The sequence below is a fragment of the Arthrobacter sp. Y3223166 genome, assembly GCF_059090935.1.
The window spans coordinates 24,833-42,480 of record NZ_JBNHGE010000028.1; the positions used below are offsets into that span (position 1 = coordinate 24,833).

Sequence of the window (17,648 nt, forward strand, 5' to 3'; positions counted from 1 at the left end):
TACCCCTAGGGCGAACAGAACGCACAACAGCCATCCGGGCACGTAGCATCAAAGTACGCAGTAGCTAGGAGTGTGCGAGATGTTTGAGAGATTTACCGACCGTGCCCGTCGCGTTGTCGTGCTGGCTCAAGAAGAAGCCCGCATGCTCAACCACAACTACATCGGCACCGAACACATCCTCCTCGGATTGATCCACGAGGGTGAGGGCGTTGCCGCCAAAGCACTGGAGTTCCTCGGCGTCTCCCTGAACGGCGTTCGTGAGCAGGTCCAGGAGATCATCGGCCAGGGCCAGCAGGCTCCGAGCGGCCACATTCCGTTCACGCCGCGTGCCAAGAAGGTTTTGGAGCTGTCGCTGCGCGAGGCCCTGCAGCTCGGCCACAACTACATCGGCACCGAGCACATCCTGCTGGGCCTAATCCGCGAAGGCGAAGGCGTGGCCACGCAGGTGCTGGTCAAGCTGGGCGCCGACCTCAACCGCGTGCGCCAGCAGGTCATCCAGCTGCTCTCCGGCTACCAGGGCAAGGAGCCGGTCACCGCCGGCCAGCAGCAGGAAGGCACTCCTGCAGGATCGGTGGTGCTGGACCAGTTCGGCCGGAACCTCACTCAGGCTGCGCGTGAATCCAAGCTCGACCCGGTCATCGGGCGCGAGCACGAAATGGAACGCGTCATGCAGGTGCTCTCCCGCCGCACCAAGAACAACCCGGTATTGATCGGTGAGCCCGGCGTCGGCAAGACCGCCGTCGTCGAGGGCCTGGCCCAGGCGATCGTCCGCGGCGACGTGCCGGAGACCATCAAGGACAAGCAGCTCTACACGCTGGACCTGGGGTCCCTGGTGGCCGGGTCGCGCTACCGCGGTGACTTCGAGGAGCGGCTGAAGAAGGTCCTGAAGGAAATCCGGACCCGTGGCGACATCATCCTGTTCATCGACGAGATCCACACCCTGGTCGGTGCGGGTGCCGCCGAGGGCGCGATCGACGCGGCCTCCATCCTGAAGCCGATGCTGGCGCGTGGCGAACTGCAGACCATCGGTGCCACCACCCTGGACGAGTACCGCAAGCACATCGAGAAGGACGCCGCGCTGGAGCGCCGGTTCCAGCCGATCCAGGTGGAAGAGCCGTCCGTGGAGCACGCCGTGCTGATCCTCAAGGGACTGCGGGACCGCTACGAGGCGCACCACCGCGTGTCCATCACCGACGGCGCCCTGGATGCCGCCGCGCACCTGGCCCACCGGTACATCTCCGACCGCTTCCTACCGGACAAGGCAATCGACCTGATCGACGAGGCCGGGGCGCGGCTGCGCATCCGCCGGATGACCGCACCGCCGGAGCTCAAGGACATCGACGAGCGCATCGCCGAGCTGAAGAAGCAGAAGGAATCGGCCATCGACGCCCAGGACTTCGAGGGCGCCGCGACGCTGCGGGACCAGGAAGGCAGGCTGCAGGACGAGCGGGCCGAAAAGGAACGCGCCTGGAAGTCCGGGGACCTGGATGAGATCGCCGAAGTGGACGAGGACCTGGTGGCAGAAGTGCTGGCCAACTCCACCGGCATCCCCGTGTTCAAGCTGACCGAGGAAGAATCCAGCCGCCTCATGCACATGGAGGCCGAGCTGCACAAGCGCGTGATCGGCCAGGACGAGGCGATCAAGGCCATCTCGCAGGCGATCCGCCGTACCCGTGCCGGCCTGAAGGACCCCAACCGTCCCTCCGGCTCGTTCATCTTCGCCGGCCCCACCGGCGTCGGCAAGACCGAGCTCGCCAAGGCCCTGGCGGAATTCCTCTTCGGCGAGGAAGACGCGCTGATCACCCTGGACATGTCCGAGTACTCGGAGAAGCACACGGTCTCGCGGCTGTTCGGTGCCCCTCCGGGATACGTGGGCTACGAGGAAGGCGGTCAGCTGACCGAAAAGGTCCGCCGCCGCCCGTTCTCCGTGGTGCTCTTCGACGAGGTGGAGAAGGCGCACGCCGACCTGTTCAACTCGCTGCTGCAGATCCTCGAGGACGGCCGCCTGACGGACAGCCAGGGTCGCGTCGTGGACTTCAAGAACACGGTGATCATCATGACCACCAACCTTGGCACCCGCGACATCTCGAAGGGCGTCATGACCGGTTTCCAGTCCGGCACGGACACCAAGACCGGGTACGAACGGATGCGCGCCCGGGTCCAGGATGAGCTCAAGCAGCACTTCCGGCCCGAGTTCCTGAACCGCGTCGACGACACCGTGGTCTTCCCGCAGCTGAGCGAGGAAGAAATCGTCCAGATCGTGGATCTGTTCGTCGAGCGCCTGCGGAAGCGGCTCGCCGAGAAGAACCTCAAGATCGACCTGACCGACGCGGCCAAGGTGCTGCTGGCCACCCGCGGCTACGATCCCACCATGGGTGCCCGGCCCCTGCGCCGGACCATCCAGCGGGAGATCGAGGACCAGCTCTCCGAGAAGATCCTCTTCGGCGAGTTCCACCCGGGCGAGACCATCCACGTGGACGTCGAGGGCGAAGACGACGCCGCGACGTTCGTCTTCAGCAGCACCGGAGCGCCCAAGGCAATCGAGGGAGTCCCGGACACCCCGGCACTGTCCCAGTAGCCTGCACCGTACTGCGCAGGGAGAGCCCCGGCTTCGGCCGGGGTTCTCCCGCTTAACCGGAGGGTGTTGATACCGGGGCCGGAGGCGGCGTAGCAAAGCCGCGAATTGCCGCCATCACCTGTGATCCGGCACACAAGTAGTGTTTACTTACTCCATGCGTTCTGAAGCAATCACTTCCGAAATGCGGCCCGAGCTGCCCCTCCAGCAGGGTGCCGCCACCCCGTTCCACGACCTGGACCGCTTCATCGCGTTGCCGCGGCTCGGCTCCCTGGCCCTCAGCCCGGACGGCAGCCGCCTGGTAACCTGCGTCAGCGTGCTGAACCCCGCCTGCACCGACTACGTCTCGTCCCTCTGGGAGGTCGACCCGGCCGGTCACCGCCCGGCACGCCGGATGACGCGCAGCTCCAAGGGCGAGTCCGGCGCGGCTTTTGCCCGCAACGGCGACCTGTACTTCACGTCCGCCCGCCCGGATCCCGAGGACCCGGAGAAGGAACCGATCCCGGCCCTGTGGCGCTTGCCGGCCGCCGGTGGCGAAGGCCGCATGGTGCTCTCCCGCCCGGGCGGAATCGCGGCGGTCCGCTGCGCGCGGGCGGCCGACACCGTGGTGGTCGACGCCCAGGTGTTGGGCGGGGCCGTCGACGAAGAGGACGACGCCGACCGCCGTGCCGCGCGGAAGGACAAAAAGGTCTCGGCGGTCCTGCATTCCGGGTACCCGGTGCGCTTCTGGGACCACGATCTGGGGCCGGGACAGAAGCGGCACTTCGTACTGGAGGACAATGCGGAGGAGGCTGCCCGAACCATAACCGTGGACGACGAGCCGCAAGGCCGGCTGCGCATCATCACCGGTTGGGCGGGAAACGCCTTGCTGGAAACCGCCGCCGAGCTGAGCCCGGACGGCGCCACCTTGGTGGTCAACGTCCGCCGGCCGCTGGCGCGGGGCGACGCCCGCAGCGTGCTGGCCGCCGTGGACACGGCCACCGGCGTGCAGCGGATCCTGCTGGAGAGCCCGGACACCGACTATGCGCCGGGCCCGGTCAGCCCCGACAACCGCACCGTTGTGGTGGTCTGCGAGACCGTCTCCGGGCCGCAGACCATTCCTTCCGTGACCCTTGGCCTGCTCCCGCTGGCCGGCGGCGAGTTGCGGCCGCTGGCAGCCGACTGGGACCGCTGGCCCAGCCCCGCAGCCTGGCTGCCCGACGGTTCGGGCCTGCTGGTCACCGCAGACGACGGCGGCCGCACCCCGGTGTTCTGCATCGACGTCGTCACCGGTGCCGTGCGCCAGATGACGCTCGACGATGCGGCCTACACCGACGTCGTGGTCAGCCCGGACGGGCAGTTCGCCTACGCGCTGCGCAGCTCCTACCTGTTTCCGCCCGAGCCGGTGCGCATCGACCTGTCCTCCGGCGAGGCCACGGTCCTGCCCTCGCCCGCACCCCGCCCGGAGGTGGGCGGGAGGCTGGAAGAGATCACGACGACGGTGGCCGCCCGGGGCGCGAACATTCCGGTGCGCGCCTGGCTGGCCCTGCCCGCTGAAGCGTCAGCGCAAAAGCCGGCGCCGCTGGTGCTGTGGGTGCACGGCGGCCCGCTCGGCTCCTGGAACGCATGGAGCTGGCGCTGGTGCCCCTGGCTGCTGGTGGCGCAGGGGTACGCGGTCCTGCTGCCGGACCCGGCCCTGTCCACCGGCTACGGCGACGACTTCATCCGGCGGGGCTGGGGGCAGTGGGGGCAGGCGCCCTATGAGGACCTGATGGCCATCACCGACGCCGCCGTGCAGCGTGATGACATCGACGGGACGCGGACGGCCGCGATGGGCGGTTCCTTCGGCGGTTACATGGCCAACTGGATCGCCGGGCATACCGACAGGTTCCGGGCCATCGTCACCCACGCCAGCCTCTGGGCGCTGGACCAGTTCGGGCCGACGACGGACGTCTCCCCGTACTGGGAGCGGGAGATGACGCCGGAGATGGCCCTGGAGAACTCCCCGCACCTGCACGTGCAGAACATCAACACCCCCATGCTGGTGGTGCACGGGGACAAGGACTACCGGGTGCCAATCGGGGAAGGGCTGCGGCTCTGGTACGAACTGTTGTCGCGCTCGCAGCTGGCCGCCGGAGCGGACGGGAAGACCCCGCACCGGTTCCTGTACTTCCCGGACGAGAACCACTGGGTGCTCTCACCGCAACATGCCCGGATCTGGTATTCGGTGGTGTGCAACTTCCTCGCCCGCCACGTGCTGGAGCAGGAGACGGAGTTGCCGGCCGAACTGGGGCTTTAGACTGGCTGGGTGACCGACGCCTTCAGTATCCGCCCCGCCCGCACCTCCGACGTCGTCCAGATCCGCCGGCTGGTCAAGCCGCTGGCCGACAAGCGGGTGCTGCTGGAGAAGGAGGCCGTGGCGTACTTCGAAGGCATCCAGGAGTTCCGGGTCGCGGAGACCCCGGCGGGCGAGATCGTGGGCTGCGGGGCCGTGCACGTCATGTGGGAGGACATCGCCGAGGTCCGCACGCTGGCCACCGCGGCGCACTGGCGGGGCAGGGGAGTGGGCCGGGCCCTGCTCGACGAGCTGATCGCCGCCGCCAAGGACCTGGGCGTCAGCCGCGTGTTCTGCCTGACCTTCGAGGTGGACTTTTTCACCCGGCACGGTTTCGAGGTGATGGCCGACCAGTCGGTGGTGGACCCCGAGGTGTATTCCGAGCTGCTGCGTTCCACGGACGAAGGCGTGGCGGAGTTCCTCGACCTGGCCCGGGTCAAACCCAATACCTTGGGCAACACGCGGATGATCCGCAGGCTTTGATCGCCCGTCCGTCGACACGTTCCGCCCGGGCCCCTAGGGTGGAGGCGTTGGGGAGGGAACAGCCGGCCCCTCGCGCCGGCGCGACGGTAAGGATGACCATGGGTGTGGAAGATGTCCCCGGCGGCGGCAAGGCAGAGCAGCAGGACGGCTCAGCCAAACTGCAGGGAGACAAGCTGGACGGCCTCAGGGACAAGGCCGGTGATGCCGACGACGACCAGCAGGAGCAGAGCGGCGGCAGCGGCGGACCGGGCGGCCAGGCCGACTGAAGTGTCGGGGGCCGGCAGGATCCTTCCGGCGGCGGGGACAACTAGCGGCCCCGCCGGGCCGCAGCGCGGGCTGCGCTCCCACCGCCGGCTGCAGGAACCGGTTTCCTACCCGGGCAGGCCGACGCCCCCGCCCGACGCGACGGCCAAACCGTCCGCGATCAGCCCGTCCAGGGCGCGGCCCAGTTGTTCGTCCCCGGCAGGCAGTGCGCGCAGTGCCGTGAGCGGCGTCCGGTAAGCCGCGGGCAGATCGGCCAGGTCAACGCTGCCGAGCAGGACCTCGCGCGGAACCGAGGACTCGGCCTCGCGCAACACGGCCATCATGGCCCCGCGCACCTGCCGGTCCGTGCCCGCCCAGGCCTGGCCTTTGGGCACGTAATGGGCCTCGGGCCAGCCGGCCCTGACCCAGGCACAGCGGTCCAGCACCGGGCAGGCATCGCATTGCGGCGACCTCGCCGTGCAGATCAGCGCGCCGAGTTCCATGACGCCGGCATTCCACTCCTTGGTGCCCTGGGTCGGCATCAGCTCGTGCGCCGTGCGCATTTCGGCGGCAGTCAGCGACGGCGCGGGCAGCGCGGCTCCGCTGACCAGCCGGGCGTGCACGCGACGGATGTTCGTGTCCACCACGGTTTCCGGCAGCCCGAACGCGAAGGAAGCGACGGCGGCCGCGGTGTAGGTTCCGACGCCGGGGAGCTGCAGCAGGCTGGCATGGTCATCCGGCACGCGGCCGCCGTGCCGGTCCACGATGGCGGCAGCTGCGGCATGCAGGCGCAGCGCACGGCGCGGATACCCCAGCCTGCCCCAGGCCCGGACCGCTTCCCCGGCCGGATCGGCGGCGAGGTCGGCCGGGCGCGGCCAGCGCCGCATCCACTGCTCCCAGACAGGCAGCACCCGGACCACGGGGGTCTGCTGCAGCATGAATTCGCTGACGAGGATGCCCCAGGGGCTGCAGTCCGCGCGGCGCCAGGGCAGGTCCCGCGCGCTGGCCGCGAACCAGGTCCGGATACGCGAATGCAGCAGTTCGGCTTCTGCCGGTTCTGTGGACGGTGCCGGTGCGGCGGCGGGGCGGGGCATGGAACTCCTACGGTGTGACCAACCAATACTGTACTGCCCGGCGTGGTGGTGACGGCACGGGCCGCCGCTGTCCTTAGCCTTAAGGCATGGCAGGCAACGGCACATCCGGCACCCGCGGGCAGGCTCCCGTCCGGCGGCCCAGCCCTGCCGTTTACCGCCGCCGTCGTTTGGTGGTGCTGGCCCTGGCCGTGCTGCTGCTGGCCGCCTTGGTGGCCGCCGGATGGTGGGTCGCCGGCCTGCTGGGCCGGGGAGATCCCGAAGCAGCGGCGGAGGCGCCGGAACCGGCGGCCTCCAGTCCCGCGTCCGCCAGCCCGGCATCCCCGGAGCCGGCAGGCTGCGAGGACCAGGACGTCGTCGTCCGGGCGGAAACGGACGCCCCGGCCTACGGCAGCGGGGAGAACCCCACCCTCATCCTGGAGGTGGCCAACGAGGGCAAGGGGCCGTGCGAAGTCAACGTCGGCACCGACGCCATGGAATTCCTGGTCACCAGCGGAGAAGACCGGATCTTTTCCTCCAAGGACTGCCAGGTGGACCCCGAGCCGTTGATGATGACCCTTGAACCGGGCAAGGCCGAGCAGGCCCGTTTCGTCTGGGAACGGAACCGCACCGCACCGGGCTGCACCCCGGTGGAAGCCAACCCGCAGCCGGGCACCTACGTCCTGGTCACCAAGCTGGACAAGAAGACCAGCGACAAGACGGTGTTCGAACTGCGCTAGCGCACGCCCGAAGGGATCAGAGGAACCGGTCCAGCAGGCTGGTTTCGGCGATGCGGGACAGGCCCTCGCGTATCACGCGGGCCCGCTGTTCGCCGATGCCGTCCACCGCCATCAGGTCGTCGATATTGGCCGCCATCAGCGACTGCAGTCCGCCGAAGTGGTCGACCAGCCGGTCCGCCACCGCCCGCGGCACCGACTTGACTGCGGCCAGCAGCCGGTAGCCGCGCGGCTGGACCACGGCGTCGAGGGAATCCTGCCCCACCTGGATGCCGATCACGCTGGCGACGCGGCCCAGATCGATCAGGTCGTTCGAGGTGAAACCGCGCAGCGTGTGCAGGGCGGCGTCGACGTCGATGCCGCCCTTGATGTCCGCGTAGTCGCGCAGGATCATCTCGCTGTCCGGGCCCAGCCCCGAGGTCAGTTCATCCAGCTGCAGGGAGAGCAGGCGCCCGTCCACGCCGAGCTCCAGCACGTACTGGGAGATCTCGTCCGAGATGCGGCGGACCATTTCCTGCCGCTGCAGGGTGACCGCCACGTCCCGCACGGTGACCATGGCCTCGATCTCCAGCGCGGACAAGGAGCTCGTGACCTGGTCCAACCGGGCGCGGTACCGCTCCAACGTGGCCAGCGCCTGGTTGGCGCGGGCGAGCACCGGCTCCGAGCCCTCCAGCACGTGCCGGATGCCTTCCACATACAACGCGATGATCTGCATGGATTGGCTGACCGAGATGACCGGCAGCCCGGTCTGAATGGCGACCCGTTCGGCGGTGCGGTGGCGCGTGCCCGACTCCTGCGTGGGAATCGACGGGTCGGGGACCAGCTGCACGGCGGCCTTGAGGATGTTCGCCGCGTCCTTGTCGCAGACGATCGCCCCGTCCATCTTGGCCAGTTCGCGCAGCCGGGTGGGGGAGAAATCGATCCCGATGTCGAAGCCGCCGCTGCTGATCTTTTCCACCTGCTGGTCGTAGCCGAGCACGATGAGCGCGCCGGTGCGCCCGCGGAGAATCCGTTCCAACCCGTCGCGCAGCTGGGTTCCCGGAGCTACACGGGCCAGGGTCGCCTTAAGGGCGTCCTCGGGGCTCTTGACCATGGGGGAGTTTCCTTAGGGCCGGCGGGCATGGGGACGAGGCCGCCGTCCTGACAGCCCCAGGGTCCATGATAAGGCCGGACCTCGGCTAATCCGCTCCCGGCGCTCAGCGGAACAGCGTGGACAGCGCTTCGGAGACCGTGTGTACTTCCTTGACCGTGAAGCCGGCCGGCACCTGGCCTGCCCCGTCGGGGGACGCCGGCACGATCGCGTGCGTGAACCCGAGCCGTTCGGCCTCCTGGATCCGCCGCAAGATTCCCGGTACCGGCCGCACTTCGCCGGCCAGGCCGACCTCGCCGAAGGCGATCAGCTGGGCCGGGAGCGGCTGGTTGGTCTTGGCCGAGGCGATGGCCAGCACGGTGGCCAGGTCCGTGGCGGGTTCGCTGAGCCGGACCCCGCCCACCGTCGCCACGTAGCTGTCGTCCTTGTGCAGCGACATGGAGGCGCGGCGCTGCAGCACGGCCATCATCATGGCCACACGGGAAGAATCCAGCCCGCTGGTGGCGCGCCGCGGCTGCGCATTGGAGGTCTCGGCCAGCAACGCCTGCACCTCGGCCACCAGCGGCCGCCGACCCTCCAGCGTCACGGTGATGCAGGTGCCGGAAACCGGATCCTTGGTCCGGGACACGAACAGGCCGCTCGGGTCCGTCAGGCCTTCGATGCCGGCCTCGGTCAGGTCGAAGCAACCCACCTCGTCGGTCGGGCCGTAGCGGTTCTTGACCGCACGCACCAGCCGCAGGCGCGAGTGCCGGTCGCCGTCGAACTGGCAGACGACGTCCACGAGATGCTCCAGCAGCCGGGGCCCGGCGATCGAGCCGTCCTTGGTTACGTGCCCCACCAGGATGGTGGTCATGCCCTTGCGCTTGGCGGCGTTGATCAGCGAGGCGGCGACCTCGCGCACCTGCGTCACGCCGCCGGCGGCTCCCTCCACCGCGCTGCTGCTGAGCGTCTGGACCGAGTCCACGATCAGCAGCGCCGGCTCCAGCTGCTCCACATGCCCCAGCGCTATGCCGAGGTCTGTCTCGGCGGTCAGGTACAGGTTGTCCGCCACCGCCGAAATCCGTTCGGCCCGCAGCTTCACCTGGGCCGCCGACTCTTCGCCGGTGACGTAGAGCACGTCGCGGTCCAGCCGGGCCACCCGGGCGGCAACGTCCAGCAGCAAGGTGGACTTGCCGATGCCCGGCTCACCGGCCAGCAGGATGACCGCACCGGGGACCAAGCCGCCGCCGAGCACCCGGTCGAGTTCGCCCACGCCGGTGGCCCGGAAGGCGGCGGTGGTGGCATCGACGTCGGCAATTCGTTCCGCGGGCCGCGAGACGGCGGCCGCGGCCGTGGTGCGCGCCACCACCTGGGTGGCCTCTTCAACCGTTCCCCAGGCCTGGCACTCGCCGCACCGGCCCACCCATTTAGCCGTGCTCCAGCCGCACTCGGCGCAGCGGTAGGCGGGGGCCTTGGAACGGGTCTTGGTGCTCATGGACCCACAGTAACCGGGGTGCCGGACAATCAGAGCCTGGGCAGGTAGGACGTGGCGTCGTCCTGGCTCAGCCCGGCGGCCTTGAGCAGGTCCACCATGAGCGGCCGGAAGACCAGGATCAGGCCCTCACCTTCCAGGGTGATAACGCCGAGAGTCTTGGGGTGCAGGCGCGTGGCAATCTCCGCCAGATCGTTGCGGGCGCCGGAGAGCCGGCGTTCGCGGGCGCCCGGGTCCCGGTCGGAAAGCCCGGCAGCGAGGATTTCGACGGCGTCGGCGGTCTCCTGGAGCACTTCGGAGAAGCTTGCGATCGCCTCGTCGGACATGGCCGCATGGTTGATCACGGATGTCAGGCGCCGGGAGAAGACCCGGCTGTTGCGCATGGCCAAATCCGCCATCTCCGCAGCATCCTGCAGGTCCCCCACTTCGTCCCGGTGGCGGCGGTGCGCGGGCGAAATCCGGGCCACTTCCCGCGCCGAGCTGAAGCTGCCGCGGACGTCGTCGATCAGGTTCTGGCTGCCCCGCGCCCTAACCAGGGCGTGCCAGGCCTTGGTGGAGTCGCTGTGGGCGAGGGCGACGGAACACTCGCGCAGCACCGAGGCAAGTTCGTCGAGGAGCGTCTGCAGCTTGGAACGCGGTTCGGAGCGCGGGTCGCCGGGGATCAACATGGTCACGAGCATCGCGAAGGCGCCGCCGATGACGGCATCGAGGCTGCGGGTGAACGGCCCCCCGTCCGGGGCGGGCAGCAGCACCACCAGCACCGACTGCAGCGCCATCTGCGTGGTGAAGATGGTGCCGCTGTCCAGGAACCGGGCCAGGAGGATGGAAACCAGCAGCACCAGGGCTGCCTGCCAGATGCCCGGCCCGAGGAAGTGCAGCAGCAGATCGCCCACCGCGATGCCCAGTGTGCAGCCGATGGCCACTTCGAGCACTTTGCGCGCCCGGGGCCCCGTGGAGAAACCGAGCGCAATGATGGACGAGGTGGCGGCGAACAGCGGGCCTTCGTGGCCCAGGACCTGCTCGGCCACGACGTAAGCGGCAACGGCGCAGAAGGTGATCCGCACCGCGGGCATGACGGAGGACTTGCTGCGGCTGAAGCCGGCGCGTCCGCGTTTGCGCAGGAACGACCGGGCCTGTGCCAACGGGGTGCCTGCGCTCATGTTCCCAGTCTAGGCGGGACTCGCCCGGCCTAGACCGGCCCCACACGGCCTCGGCACGGCCGCCCCCGGGCCCCCGCCCCTAGTATGAGTGCGCTCACAAAGGCAAGGCCTGCACGGCGGCGCTTAGTAAACCGTCCGGTCTTGTTCACCTTGCGTTCACTTTGGCCGTGCACATTCTTTACGTGGCGCCCATAGCCTCGAGGGAGCACGACGCCAGGGCGAAAACACGTCCGGTCGTCCTGATCCGTTCTCACCCTGAAAGGGACCATACACGTGAAGGCACTTCGCATCGGCCGCGCGGCCGCCGTCCTCTCCGTTGCAGCGCTGGCGCTGACGGCCTGTGGCTCCGACAACGCCACCGGCAGCCAGGCCGCCGCAGGCAGCACCGAGACCGCAGCAACGGTGTCGGGCACGCTCTCCGGCGCGGGCGCTTCCTCGCAGGATTCCGCCATGCAGGCCTGGATTGCCGGCTTCGGCGCGCAGAACCCCGAGGCCAGCGTGCAGTACTCGCCGGACGGCTCCGGTGCCGGCCGCGACGCCTTCCTGGCCGGCGGCGTGCAGTTCGCCGGCTCGGACGCCTACATGGACGAGGAAGAATGGGAGCAGGCCAAGGAGGTCTGCGGCCCCGACGGCGCCATGCACATCCCCGGCTACGTCTCCCCGATCGCCGTCGCCTTCAACCTCGAAGGCGTGGACTCCATCAACATGGACGCCGAGACCATCGCCAAGGTTTTCCGCGGCGAAATCGCCACGTGGAACGACGAAGCCATCGCTTCGCAGAACGAGGGCGTGGAACTGCCCGACACCCCCATCACCGTGGTCCACCGCTCCGACGAGTCCGGCACCACCGAGAACTTCGTGGAGTACCTCGCTGCCGCCGCCGGCGACGTCTGGACCGACGAAGTCTCCGGGGAATGGCCCGCCAAGCTCCAGGCCGAGAACGCCCAGGGCACTTCCGGTGTGGTTTCCGCCACCACCGCGACCAACGGGGCCATCACCTACGCCGACGCTTCGGCCGTCGGCGACCTGGGTACCGTGAAGGTCAAGGTCGGCGAGGAATACGTCGAACTGAGCCCCGAGGCCGCGTCCAAGGCCGTTGAGGCTGCAACCCCGGTCGAGGGCCGCGGCGAGCTTGACATGTCCCTGGACCTCGACCGCGACACCACCGAATCCGGGGCCTACCCGATCGTGCTGGTTTCCTACCACATCTACTGCTCGACATATGCTGATCAGAACACCGTTGACCTGGTGAAGGCCTTCGGCAACTACGTGATCAGCGAAGAAGGACAGCAGGCCGCGCAGGACTCGGCCGGCAACGCGCCGATCTCCGAGACCCTGCGCGAGCAGGCCAAGGCGGCTATCGACTCCATCTCGGTGAAGTCGTAGCCCACACGAAGTCCGGTTGGCCCCGCGCCGTCGCAGTTTGACGCGCGGGGCGCAGCCGTGTTCCGGCCGGGGCGAAATTGCCCGGACGGAACGAAGCCGCAAGACTGGCAGAACAGCTAGACGAAGTACAGAACCCGAAGGGTTATGAAGTGTCCCAAACATTGACCGAGACCGGCCAGGGCCGCGCCGGCGACAAGGTCTTTTCCGGCCTTGCGCTTGCCGCGGGGTGCCTGATCCTCTTCGTGCTGTTCTGCGTGGCGGCGTTCCTGCTGTGGCAGGCCCTGCCGACGTTCGGGGCAGACCCGGCCGCCATTTCCGGCGGGAACGGCTTTTGGGGCTACATCTGGCCCATCGTCATCGGCACGCTGATCGCCGCGGCGATCGCCCTGCTGCTGGCGACCCCGGTCGGCGTGGGAGTCGCACTCTTCATCTCCCACTACGCACCGCGGCGGCTCTCCCAGGGCCTCGGCTACGTGGTGGACCTGCTGGCCGCCATCCCCTCGGTGGTCTACGGAGCCTGGGGCATGACCGTGCTGGCTCCCGCGCTCGTCGGTCCCTACACCTGGCTGGCGGAGAACGCCGGCTGGATCCCGATCTTCGAAGGCCCCGCCAGCCAGACCGGCAAGACCATGCTGACGGCCGGAATCGTGCTGTCCGTGATGATCCTGCCCATCATTACCTCGCTCAGCCGCGAAATCTTCCTGCAGGCGCCCAAGCTCCACGAGGAAGCGGCCTTGGCCATGGGCGCCACCCGGTGGGAAATGATCAAGATGGCCGTCTTCCCGTTCGCCCGGCCGGGCATCGTCAGCGCGGTGATGCTGGGCCTGGGACGCGCGCTCGGCGAGACGATGGCCGTGGCCATGGTGCTCTCCGGCGGCGGGCTCATCGCCAGCCTGATCAAGTCGGGCAACCAGACGATCGCCGCCGAGATCGCCCTGAACTTCCCTGAAGCGTACGGGCTGCGCTTGTCCGAACTGATCGCCGCCGGCCTGGTGCTGTTCGTCATTACCCTGGCCGTGAACATGGTCGCCCGCTGGATCATCAGCCGGCACAAGGAATTCTCGGGAGCCAACTGATGTCCAAACTGCTCACTGAAACCCCCGCCCCGACCAAGCGCAACACGCTCACCAAAAACCAGATGCCCGGCTGGGCCATCTGGGCCGTCGCCGCCGGCTCGCTCATCCTGGGCGCCGCGGCCTCGTCGCTGATCGGTTTCGGCCTCGTCTCCTGGGCCTTGTTCTCGGCCGTAATCTTCGTGATTGCCGGCTACATCGTGACGCTCTCCGTCGAGGGGGCGCGCAAAGCCAAGGACCGCTTCGCCACCAACCTGGTCTTCGCGGCGTTCATCATCGCGGTCGTGCCGCTGATCTCCGTTATCTGGACCGTGCTGCAGAACGGCGTCGCCGGACTCAGCTACAACCTGGTCTTCACGTCGATGAACGGCATGACCGGCATGATCGACAACGAGACGACGGCCAACGGAACCGACGTGCTCGGCGGCGCCTACCACGGCATCGTCGGTACCGTGCTGATCACCCTCTGGGCCACCATCATTTCGGTGCCGATCGGGCTGCTCACCGCCGTCTACCTGGTCGAATACAGCAAGGGCGGACCGCTCTCGCGCGGTATCACCTTCTTCGTGGACGTGATGACCGGCATCCCCTCGATCGTCGCCGGCCTGTTCGCTGCCGCACTGTTCGGGCTGATTTTCGGGCCCAGCACCCGCACCGGCTTCGTGGCCGCTGTCGCCCTCTCCGTGCTGATGATCCCGGTGGTGGTCCGCTCCACCGAGGAAATGCTCAAGATCGTCCCGAACGAGCTCCGCGAAGCGTCCTACGCGCTGGGCGTGCGCAAGTGGCGCACCATCCTGAAGGTGGTGGTGCCGACGGCGATCTCCGGCATCGCCTCCGGCGTCACCCTGGCTATCGCCCGCATCATCGGCGAGACGGCGCCGCTGCTGGTCACCGCGGGCTTCGTGAACAGCATCAACTGGAACGTGTTCGGCGGCTGGATGACCACCTTGCCCACGTTCATCTACCGGCAGCTGATGAACCCGACCTCGCCCACCAACGTGGACCCCAGCATGCAGCGTGCCTGGGCCGCTGCGCTGATCCTGATCATCTTCGTCATGCTGCTGAACCTGATCGCCCGGCTGATCGCCCGCATCTTCGCCCCCAAGACCGGCCGCTGAGCCAGAACCAAAGAGAAGGAACCCCCATGTCCAAACGCATCGACGTCAAGGACCTGAACGTCTACTACGGCAACTTCCGGGCCGTGGAGGACGTCAACATCAACATCGACGCCCGGTCCGTCACGGCTTTCATCGGCCCCTCCGGCTGCGGCAAGTCCACCTTCCTGCGCACGCTCAACCGCATGCACGAAGTGCTGCCCGGCGCCCGGGTGGAGGGCGAAGTCCTGCTCGACGGGGACAACCTCTACGGCCAGGGCGTGGACCCGGTGACCGTGCGCAGCCAGATCGGCATGGTCTTCCAGCGCCCCAACCCGTTCCCCACCATGTCCATCCGCGACAACGTGCTGGCCGGGGTCAAGCTGAACGACAAGCGCATTTCCAAGTCGGACGCGGACGCGCTGGTAGAGAAGTCGCTGACCGGCGCCAACCTGTGGAACGAGGTCAAGGACCGGCTGAACAAGCCCGGCTCCGGCCTTTCCGGCGGCCAGCAGCAGCGCCTGTGCATCGCCCGGGCGATCGCGGTGTCCCCGCAGGTGATCCTGATGGACGAGCCCTGCTCGGCGCTGGACCCCATCTCCACGCTGGCCATCGAGGACCTGATCGAGGAACTCAAGACGGAGTACACCGTGGTGATCGTGACCCACAACATGCAGCAGGCCGCGCGCGTGTCCGACAAGACGGCGTTCTTCAACATCGCCGGCACCGGCAAGCCGGGCAAGCTGATCGAATACGGCGATACCCCGTCGATCTTCAGCAACCCCACCCAGAAGGCCACGGAAGACTACGTCTCCGGCCGCTTCGGGTAAGACGGCGGCAGCACGACGGCGGTGCCTCCCCTCGCGGGAGGCGCCGCCGTCGCTGTTAAAAGGCGCCAGGGAAGGCCGGCGGCCCGGCTAGAGCATCGGGTCCAGGGCCAGCAGCAGGATGGCTCCGACGAGCGAGGTTGCCAGCAGGGTCAGCACCCATGTGGCCAGCACGCGGATGGCCACCCGCCAGCGCACCGCATGCATCCGCTGGGTGGACCCCGCGCCCAGGATGGCCGCCGTCATGGTGTGCGTGCTGGAGAGCGGCATGTGCAGCCCGATGGCCCCGACGAACAGCATGGCGGAGCTGACGCCCTGTGCGGTGGCGCCGTGCAGGGGATCGATCCGCACCAGCCGCGACCCGAGCGTGTGCGAGATCCGCCAGCCGCCGAAGAGCGCGCCCACGGCCAGCAGCACCGCCGCGAACAATTGCACCCACAGCGGCATCCGGTCGCCGGAGGCATAACCGGCCGCGGCCAGTCCCAGCAGCACCACGGCCATGGTGCGCTGCCCGTCCTGCAGGCCGTGGCCCAGCGAAAAGGTACCGGCAAAGACCGCCTGGGCCAGCCTGGTGGTCCGGCCGACCTCGCGCGGGGTGCGGTAGCGGGCCAGCCACGTCAGGGGGACGATCGCCAGGTAGGAGAGCACGAACGCCACCAACGGCGACAAGAGCAGCGGCAGGATCAGCTGGCCCCAGATCGGGTTCTCCGTGGCACTGATGTTCTCGCCGCCCAGCAGGGTGGACGCCGCCCCCGCCCCGATCAGGCCGCCCAGCAGCGCATGCGTGGACGACGACGGCATCCGCTGCCACCACGTGAAAACTCCCCACGCGCAGGCGCTCAGCAGCCCGGCCAACAGGATGCCCAGCCCCGACCGGCCCTCGGGCAGGCCGATCCAACCGGTACTGATCACCAGGGCCAGGGTGCTGGAGATCAGCGCACCGGCCAGGTTGCAGACGGACGCGAGCACGACGGCGACATTCGGGGTGAGCGCGCGCGTGCGGACCGAGGTGGCGACGGCGTTGGAGACATCATGGAAGCCGTTGATGAAGGCAAAGCAGCCGGCGAAAGCGACCACCAGCACCAGGAGGAACAGCTCCACCTACGATTCCTTGACCAGAATCTGGCCTACGTGGTGGGAAGCCTGGCGCAGCGTCTTGGTGGCGGCGATCAACTGGTCGGCCACGTCGCGGTGCCGCGCCAGCGTGGCGCCCTTGTGTTCCGACAAAAGCTCCGAGACCCACACGCGGTGGGTGCGTTCGGCCCGCTTGGCCAGCCGGACCATCTCGATGCAGTACTCCTCGAGGTCCTCCAGGGAGTTCAGCCGCGGCATGGCGTCCCGGGTCATCTCCGACATCCGGCCGATGACCTCCAGCTGCTCCGAGGCCCGGCTAGACAGACGCTTCACCCGGTTGAGTGCGATCAGTTCCGCGGCGCCGTCGAGGTGTTCAAAGGTGTGCACCAGGTGCAGCGAGAGCTGGAACATGTCCTCGCGGGGGAGTGGATTAACGAAGCTAGTCCGCAGCGTGGTCAGCAGGGCGTTGCGCAGCCGGGAGACGTTCGCGTCGCGGTCGTGCAGTTCTTCGGAGAGCTTGTCGTAGTCGTCCGCAGGCGCCCCGAGGATCTCCGAGAGGGTCTTGACCCCCGCCATCAGCTCGGCTGCTGTGAGGGCGAGCAATTCGAGGCTCTTGGTGTCCTGGGGGAAGAGGCTTAGCTTCATGTCACCGGCGGTTTCTCACTGGTCCGTACGGCGGAAGGGAAGCATCCGCCGTGCCTAGATTAGCGCCTCTTCGCGAACAAAAATTAATGGTGCCGAACTGGGAGCGCCTCTCGGCGGAAGGCCGCTCGAGGCGGCTAAGAGTTGGAGCCCGGGGCTGCCACAGTTCGACACCACCTTCAGTTTTCTACGCCTCACTGCGGATGTCAACAGCCGCGAAAATACGGGGAAAAACGTGTCAGCAGAGGCTATCTGTGGTACACGCGCGCGTCGTTCCGGGAGGATCTTCTCCGGACGGTCCTGCTGCTGCGGGCACCACCGCGGGGCCGACGGCCGCCGGGGGTCGGGGTGGGTGCCGCGGGCGGCTGGCAGGTTGGTGGGTTGCCGACGGCCGGCTGGTCGAGCTCGC

The 17,648-nt window shown here is 68.3% G+C and carries 15 protein-coding genes; 9 read left to right on the plus strand and 6 right to left on the minus strand.

All coding sequences use genetic code 11. The annotated features are described in order from the left end of the window. The first annotated feature begins 79 nt into the window (after positions 1–79). The 4 genes from AC5RUH_RS12375 to AC5RUH_RS12390 all read left to right on the plus strand — a co-directional run bounded on the left by AC5RUH_RS12375 (position 80) and on the right by AC5RUH_RS12390 (position 5,638). Entirely contained in the window at positions 80–2,578 is a 2,499-nt protein-coding gene (locus AC5RUH_RS12375; RefSeq protein WP_494001939.1) for an ATP-dependent Clp protease ATP-binding subunit, read from the plus strand. Positions 2,579–2,732: 154 nt separating this feature from the next. Further along, on the plus strand, positions 2,733–4,853 hold the full coding sequence (locus AC5RUH_RS12380) for a S9 family peptidase (RefSeq protein ID WP_494128725.1): 2,121 nt from the start codon (positions 2,733–2,735) through the stop codon (positions 4,851–4,853). Between the two features lie 9 nt (positions 4,854–4,862). Beyond that, a complete protein-coding gene (locus AC5RUH_RS12385; RefSeq protein WP_493988474.1) occupies positions 4,863–5,372 on the plus strand; it encodes an amino-acid N-acetyltransferase in 510 nt (169 codons plus the stop codon). Positions 5,373–5,470: 98 nt separating this feature from the next. Continuing rightward, entirely contained in the window at positions 5,471–5,638 is a 168-nt protein-coding gene (locus tag AC5RUH_RS12390) for a hypothetical protein (protein ID WP_494128726.1), read from the plus strand. Positions 5,639–5,743: 105 nt separating this feature from the next. On the opposite strand, the gene AC5RUH_RS12395 is transcribed toward AC5RUH_RS12390, so the two are convergent. Then, a complete protein-coding gene (locus AC5RUH_RS12395) occupies positions 5,744–6,709 on the minus strand; it encodes an HhH-GPD family protein (protein ID WP_494128727.1) in 966 nt (321 codons plus the stop codon). An 86-nt stretch (positions 6,710–6,795) separates the two neighbouring features. Here AC5RUH_RS12395 and AC5RUH_RS12400 point away from each other — a divergent pair, with 86 nt between their 5' ends. Next, positions 6,796–7,425: a hypothetical protein gene (locus tag AC5RUH_RS12400; protein WP_494049147.1), complete on the plus strand. Its 630-nt coding sequence runs from the start codon at positions 6,796–6,798 to the stop codon at positions 7,423–7,425. Positions 7,426–7,441: 16 nt separating this feature from the next. Here the strand turns inward: AC5RUH_RS12400 and disA are convergent, their stop codons facing one another. The 3 genes from disA to AC5RUH_RS12415 all read right to left on the minus strand — a co-directional run bounded on the left by disA (position 7,442) and on the right by AC5RUH_RS12415 (position 11,143). Then, positions 7,442–8,515 carry a DNA integrity scanning diadenylate cyclase DisA gene (gene disA, locus AC5RUH_RS12405; protein WP_494001944.1) on the minus strand — a complete coding sequence of 358 codons (1,074 nt, stop codon included), beginning with the start codon at positions 8,513–8,515 and terminating at the stop codon, positions 7,442–7,444. 103 nt (positions 8,516–8,618) lie between these two features. Continuing rightward, entirely contained in the window at positions 8,619–9,986 is a 1,368-nt protein-coding gene (radA, locus tag AC5RUH_RS12410; protein ID WP_493978326.1) for a DNA repair protein RadA, read from the minus strand. Positions 9,987–10,015: 29 nt separating this feature from the next. Beyond that, complete coding sequence (locus AC5RUH_RS12415; RefSeq protein ID WP_494013364.1) at positions 10,016–11,143, minus strand: FUSC family protein; 1,128 nt, start codon at positions 11,141–11,143, stop codon at positions 10,016–10,018. 273 nt (positions 11,144–11,416) lie between these two features. On the opposite strand from AC5RUH_RS12415, the gene pstS reads away from it, so the two are divergent. From pstS to pstB, 4 genes are all read left to right on the plus strand, one after another. Continuing rightward, on the plus strand, positions 11,417–12,529 hold the full coding sequence (pstS, locus tag AC5RUH_RS12420) for a phosphate ABC transporter substrate-binding protein PstS (RefSeq protein WP_494001946.1): 1,113 nt from the start codon (positions 11,417–11,419) through the stop codon (positions 12,527–12,529). Positions 12,530–12,678: 149 nt separating this feature from the next. After that, a complete protein-coding gene (gene pstC / locus AC5RUH_RS12425; protein ID WP_493978329.1) occupies positions 12,679–13,605 on the plus strand; it encodes a phosphate ABC transporter permease subunit PstC in 927 nt (308 codons plus the stop codon). Next, positions 13,605–14,720: a phosphate ABC transporter permease PstA gene (pstA, locus tag AC5RUH_RS12430; RefSeq protein WP_494001948.1), complete on the plus strand. Its 1,116-nt coding sequence runs from the start codon at positions 13,605–13,607 to the stop codon at positions 14,718–14,720. Before pstC ends, pstA begins: the two co-directional genes overlap by 1 nt. Positions 14,721–14,746: 26 nt before the next feature. Continuing rightward, positions 14,747–15,526, plus strand: a complete 780-nt coding sequence (pstB, locus tag AC5RUH_RS12435; RefSeq protein WP_494001949.1) for a phosphate ABC transporter ATP-binding protein PstB — start codon at positions 14,747–14,749, stop codon at positions 15,524–15,526. Between the two features lie 87 nt (positions 15,527–15,613). Here the strand turns inward: pstB and AC5RUH_RS12440 are convergent, their stop codons facing one another. Next, positions 15,614–16,624: an inorganic phosphate transporter gene (locus AC5RUH_RS12440; RefSeq protein ID WP_494001950.1), complete on the minus strand. Its 1,011-nt coding sequence runs from the start codon at positions 16,622–16,624 to the stop codon at positions 15,614–15,616. After that, a complete protein-coding gene (locus AC5RUH_RS12445) occupies positions 16,625–17,242 on the minus strand; it encodes a nuclease PIN (RefSeq protein ID WP_494001951.1) in 618 nt (205 codons plus the stop codon). Positions 17,243–17,648: the final 406 nt, after the last annotated feature.

Bases quoted from the DNA above. Each gene is read 5' to 3' on its own strand.
- AC5RUH_RS12380 (WP_494128725.1), top strand. From the start codon at position 2,733: ATGCGTTCTGAAGCAATCACTTCCGAAATGCGGCCCGAGCTGCCCCTC.
- AC5RUH_RS12415 (WP_494013364.1), bottom strand. From the start codon at position 11,143: ATGAGCGCAGGCACCCCGTTGGCACAGGCCCGGTCGTTCCTGCGCAAA.
- AC5RUH_RS12400 (WP_494049147.1), top strand. From the start codon at position 6,796: ATGGCAGGCAACGGCACATCCGGCACCCGCGGGCAGGCTCCCGTCCGG.
- pstA (WP_494001948.1), top strand. From the start codon at position 13,605: ATGTCCAAACTGCTCACTGAAACCCCCGCCCCGACCAAGCGCAACACG.
- radA (WP_493978326.1), bottom strand. From the start codon at position 9,986: ATGAGCACCAAGACCCGTTCCAAGGCCCCCGCCTACCGCTGCGCCGAG.
- AC5RUH_RS12395 (WP_494128727.1), bottom strand. From the start codon at position 6,709: ATGCCCCGCCCCGCCGCCGCACCGGCACCGTCCACAGAACCGGCAGAA.
- AC5RUH_RS12390 (WP_494128726.1), top strand. From the start codon at position 5,471: ATGGGTGTGGAAGATGTCCCCGGCGGCGGCAAGGCAGAGCAGCAGGAC.
- pstB (WP_494001949.1), top strand. From the start codon at position 14,747: ATGTCCAAACGCATCGACGTCAAGGACCTGAACGTCTACTACGGCAAC.
- AC5RUH_RS12445 (WP_494001951.1), bottom strand. From the start codon at position 17,242: ATGAAGCTAAGCCTCTTCCCCCAGGACACCAAGAGCCTCGAATTGCTC.
- AC5RUH_RS12375 (WP_494001939.1), top strand. From the start codon at position 80: ATGTTTGAGAGATTTACCGACCGTGCCCGTCGCGTTGTCGTGCTGGCT.
- disA (WP_494001944.1), bottom strand. From the start codon at position 8,515: ATGGTCAAGAGCCCCGAGGACGCCCTTAAGGCGACCCTGGCCCGTGTA.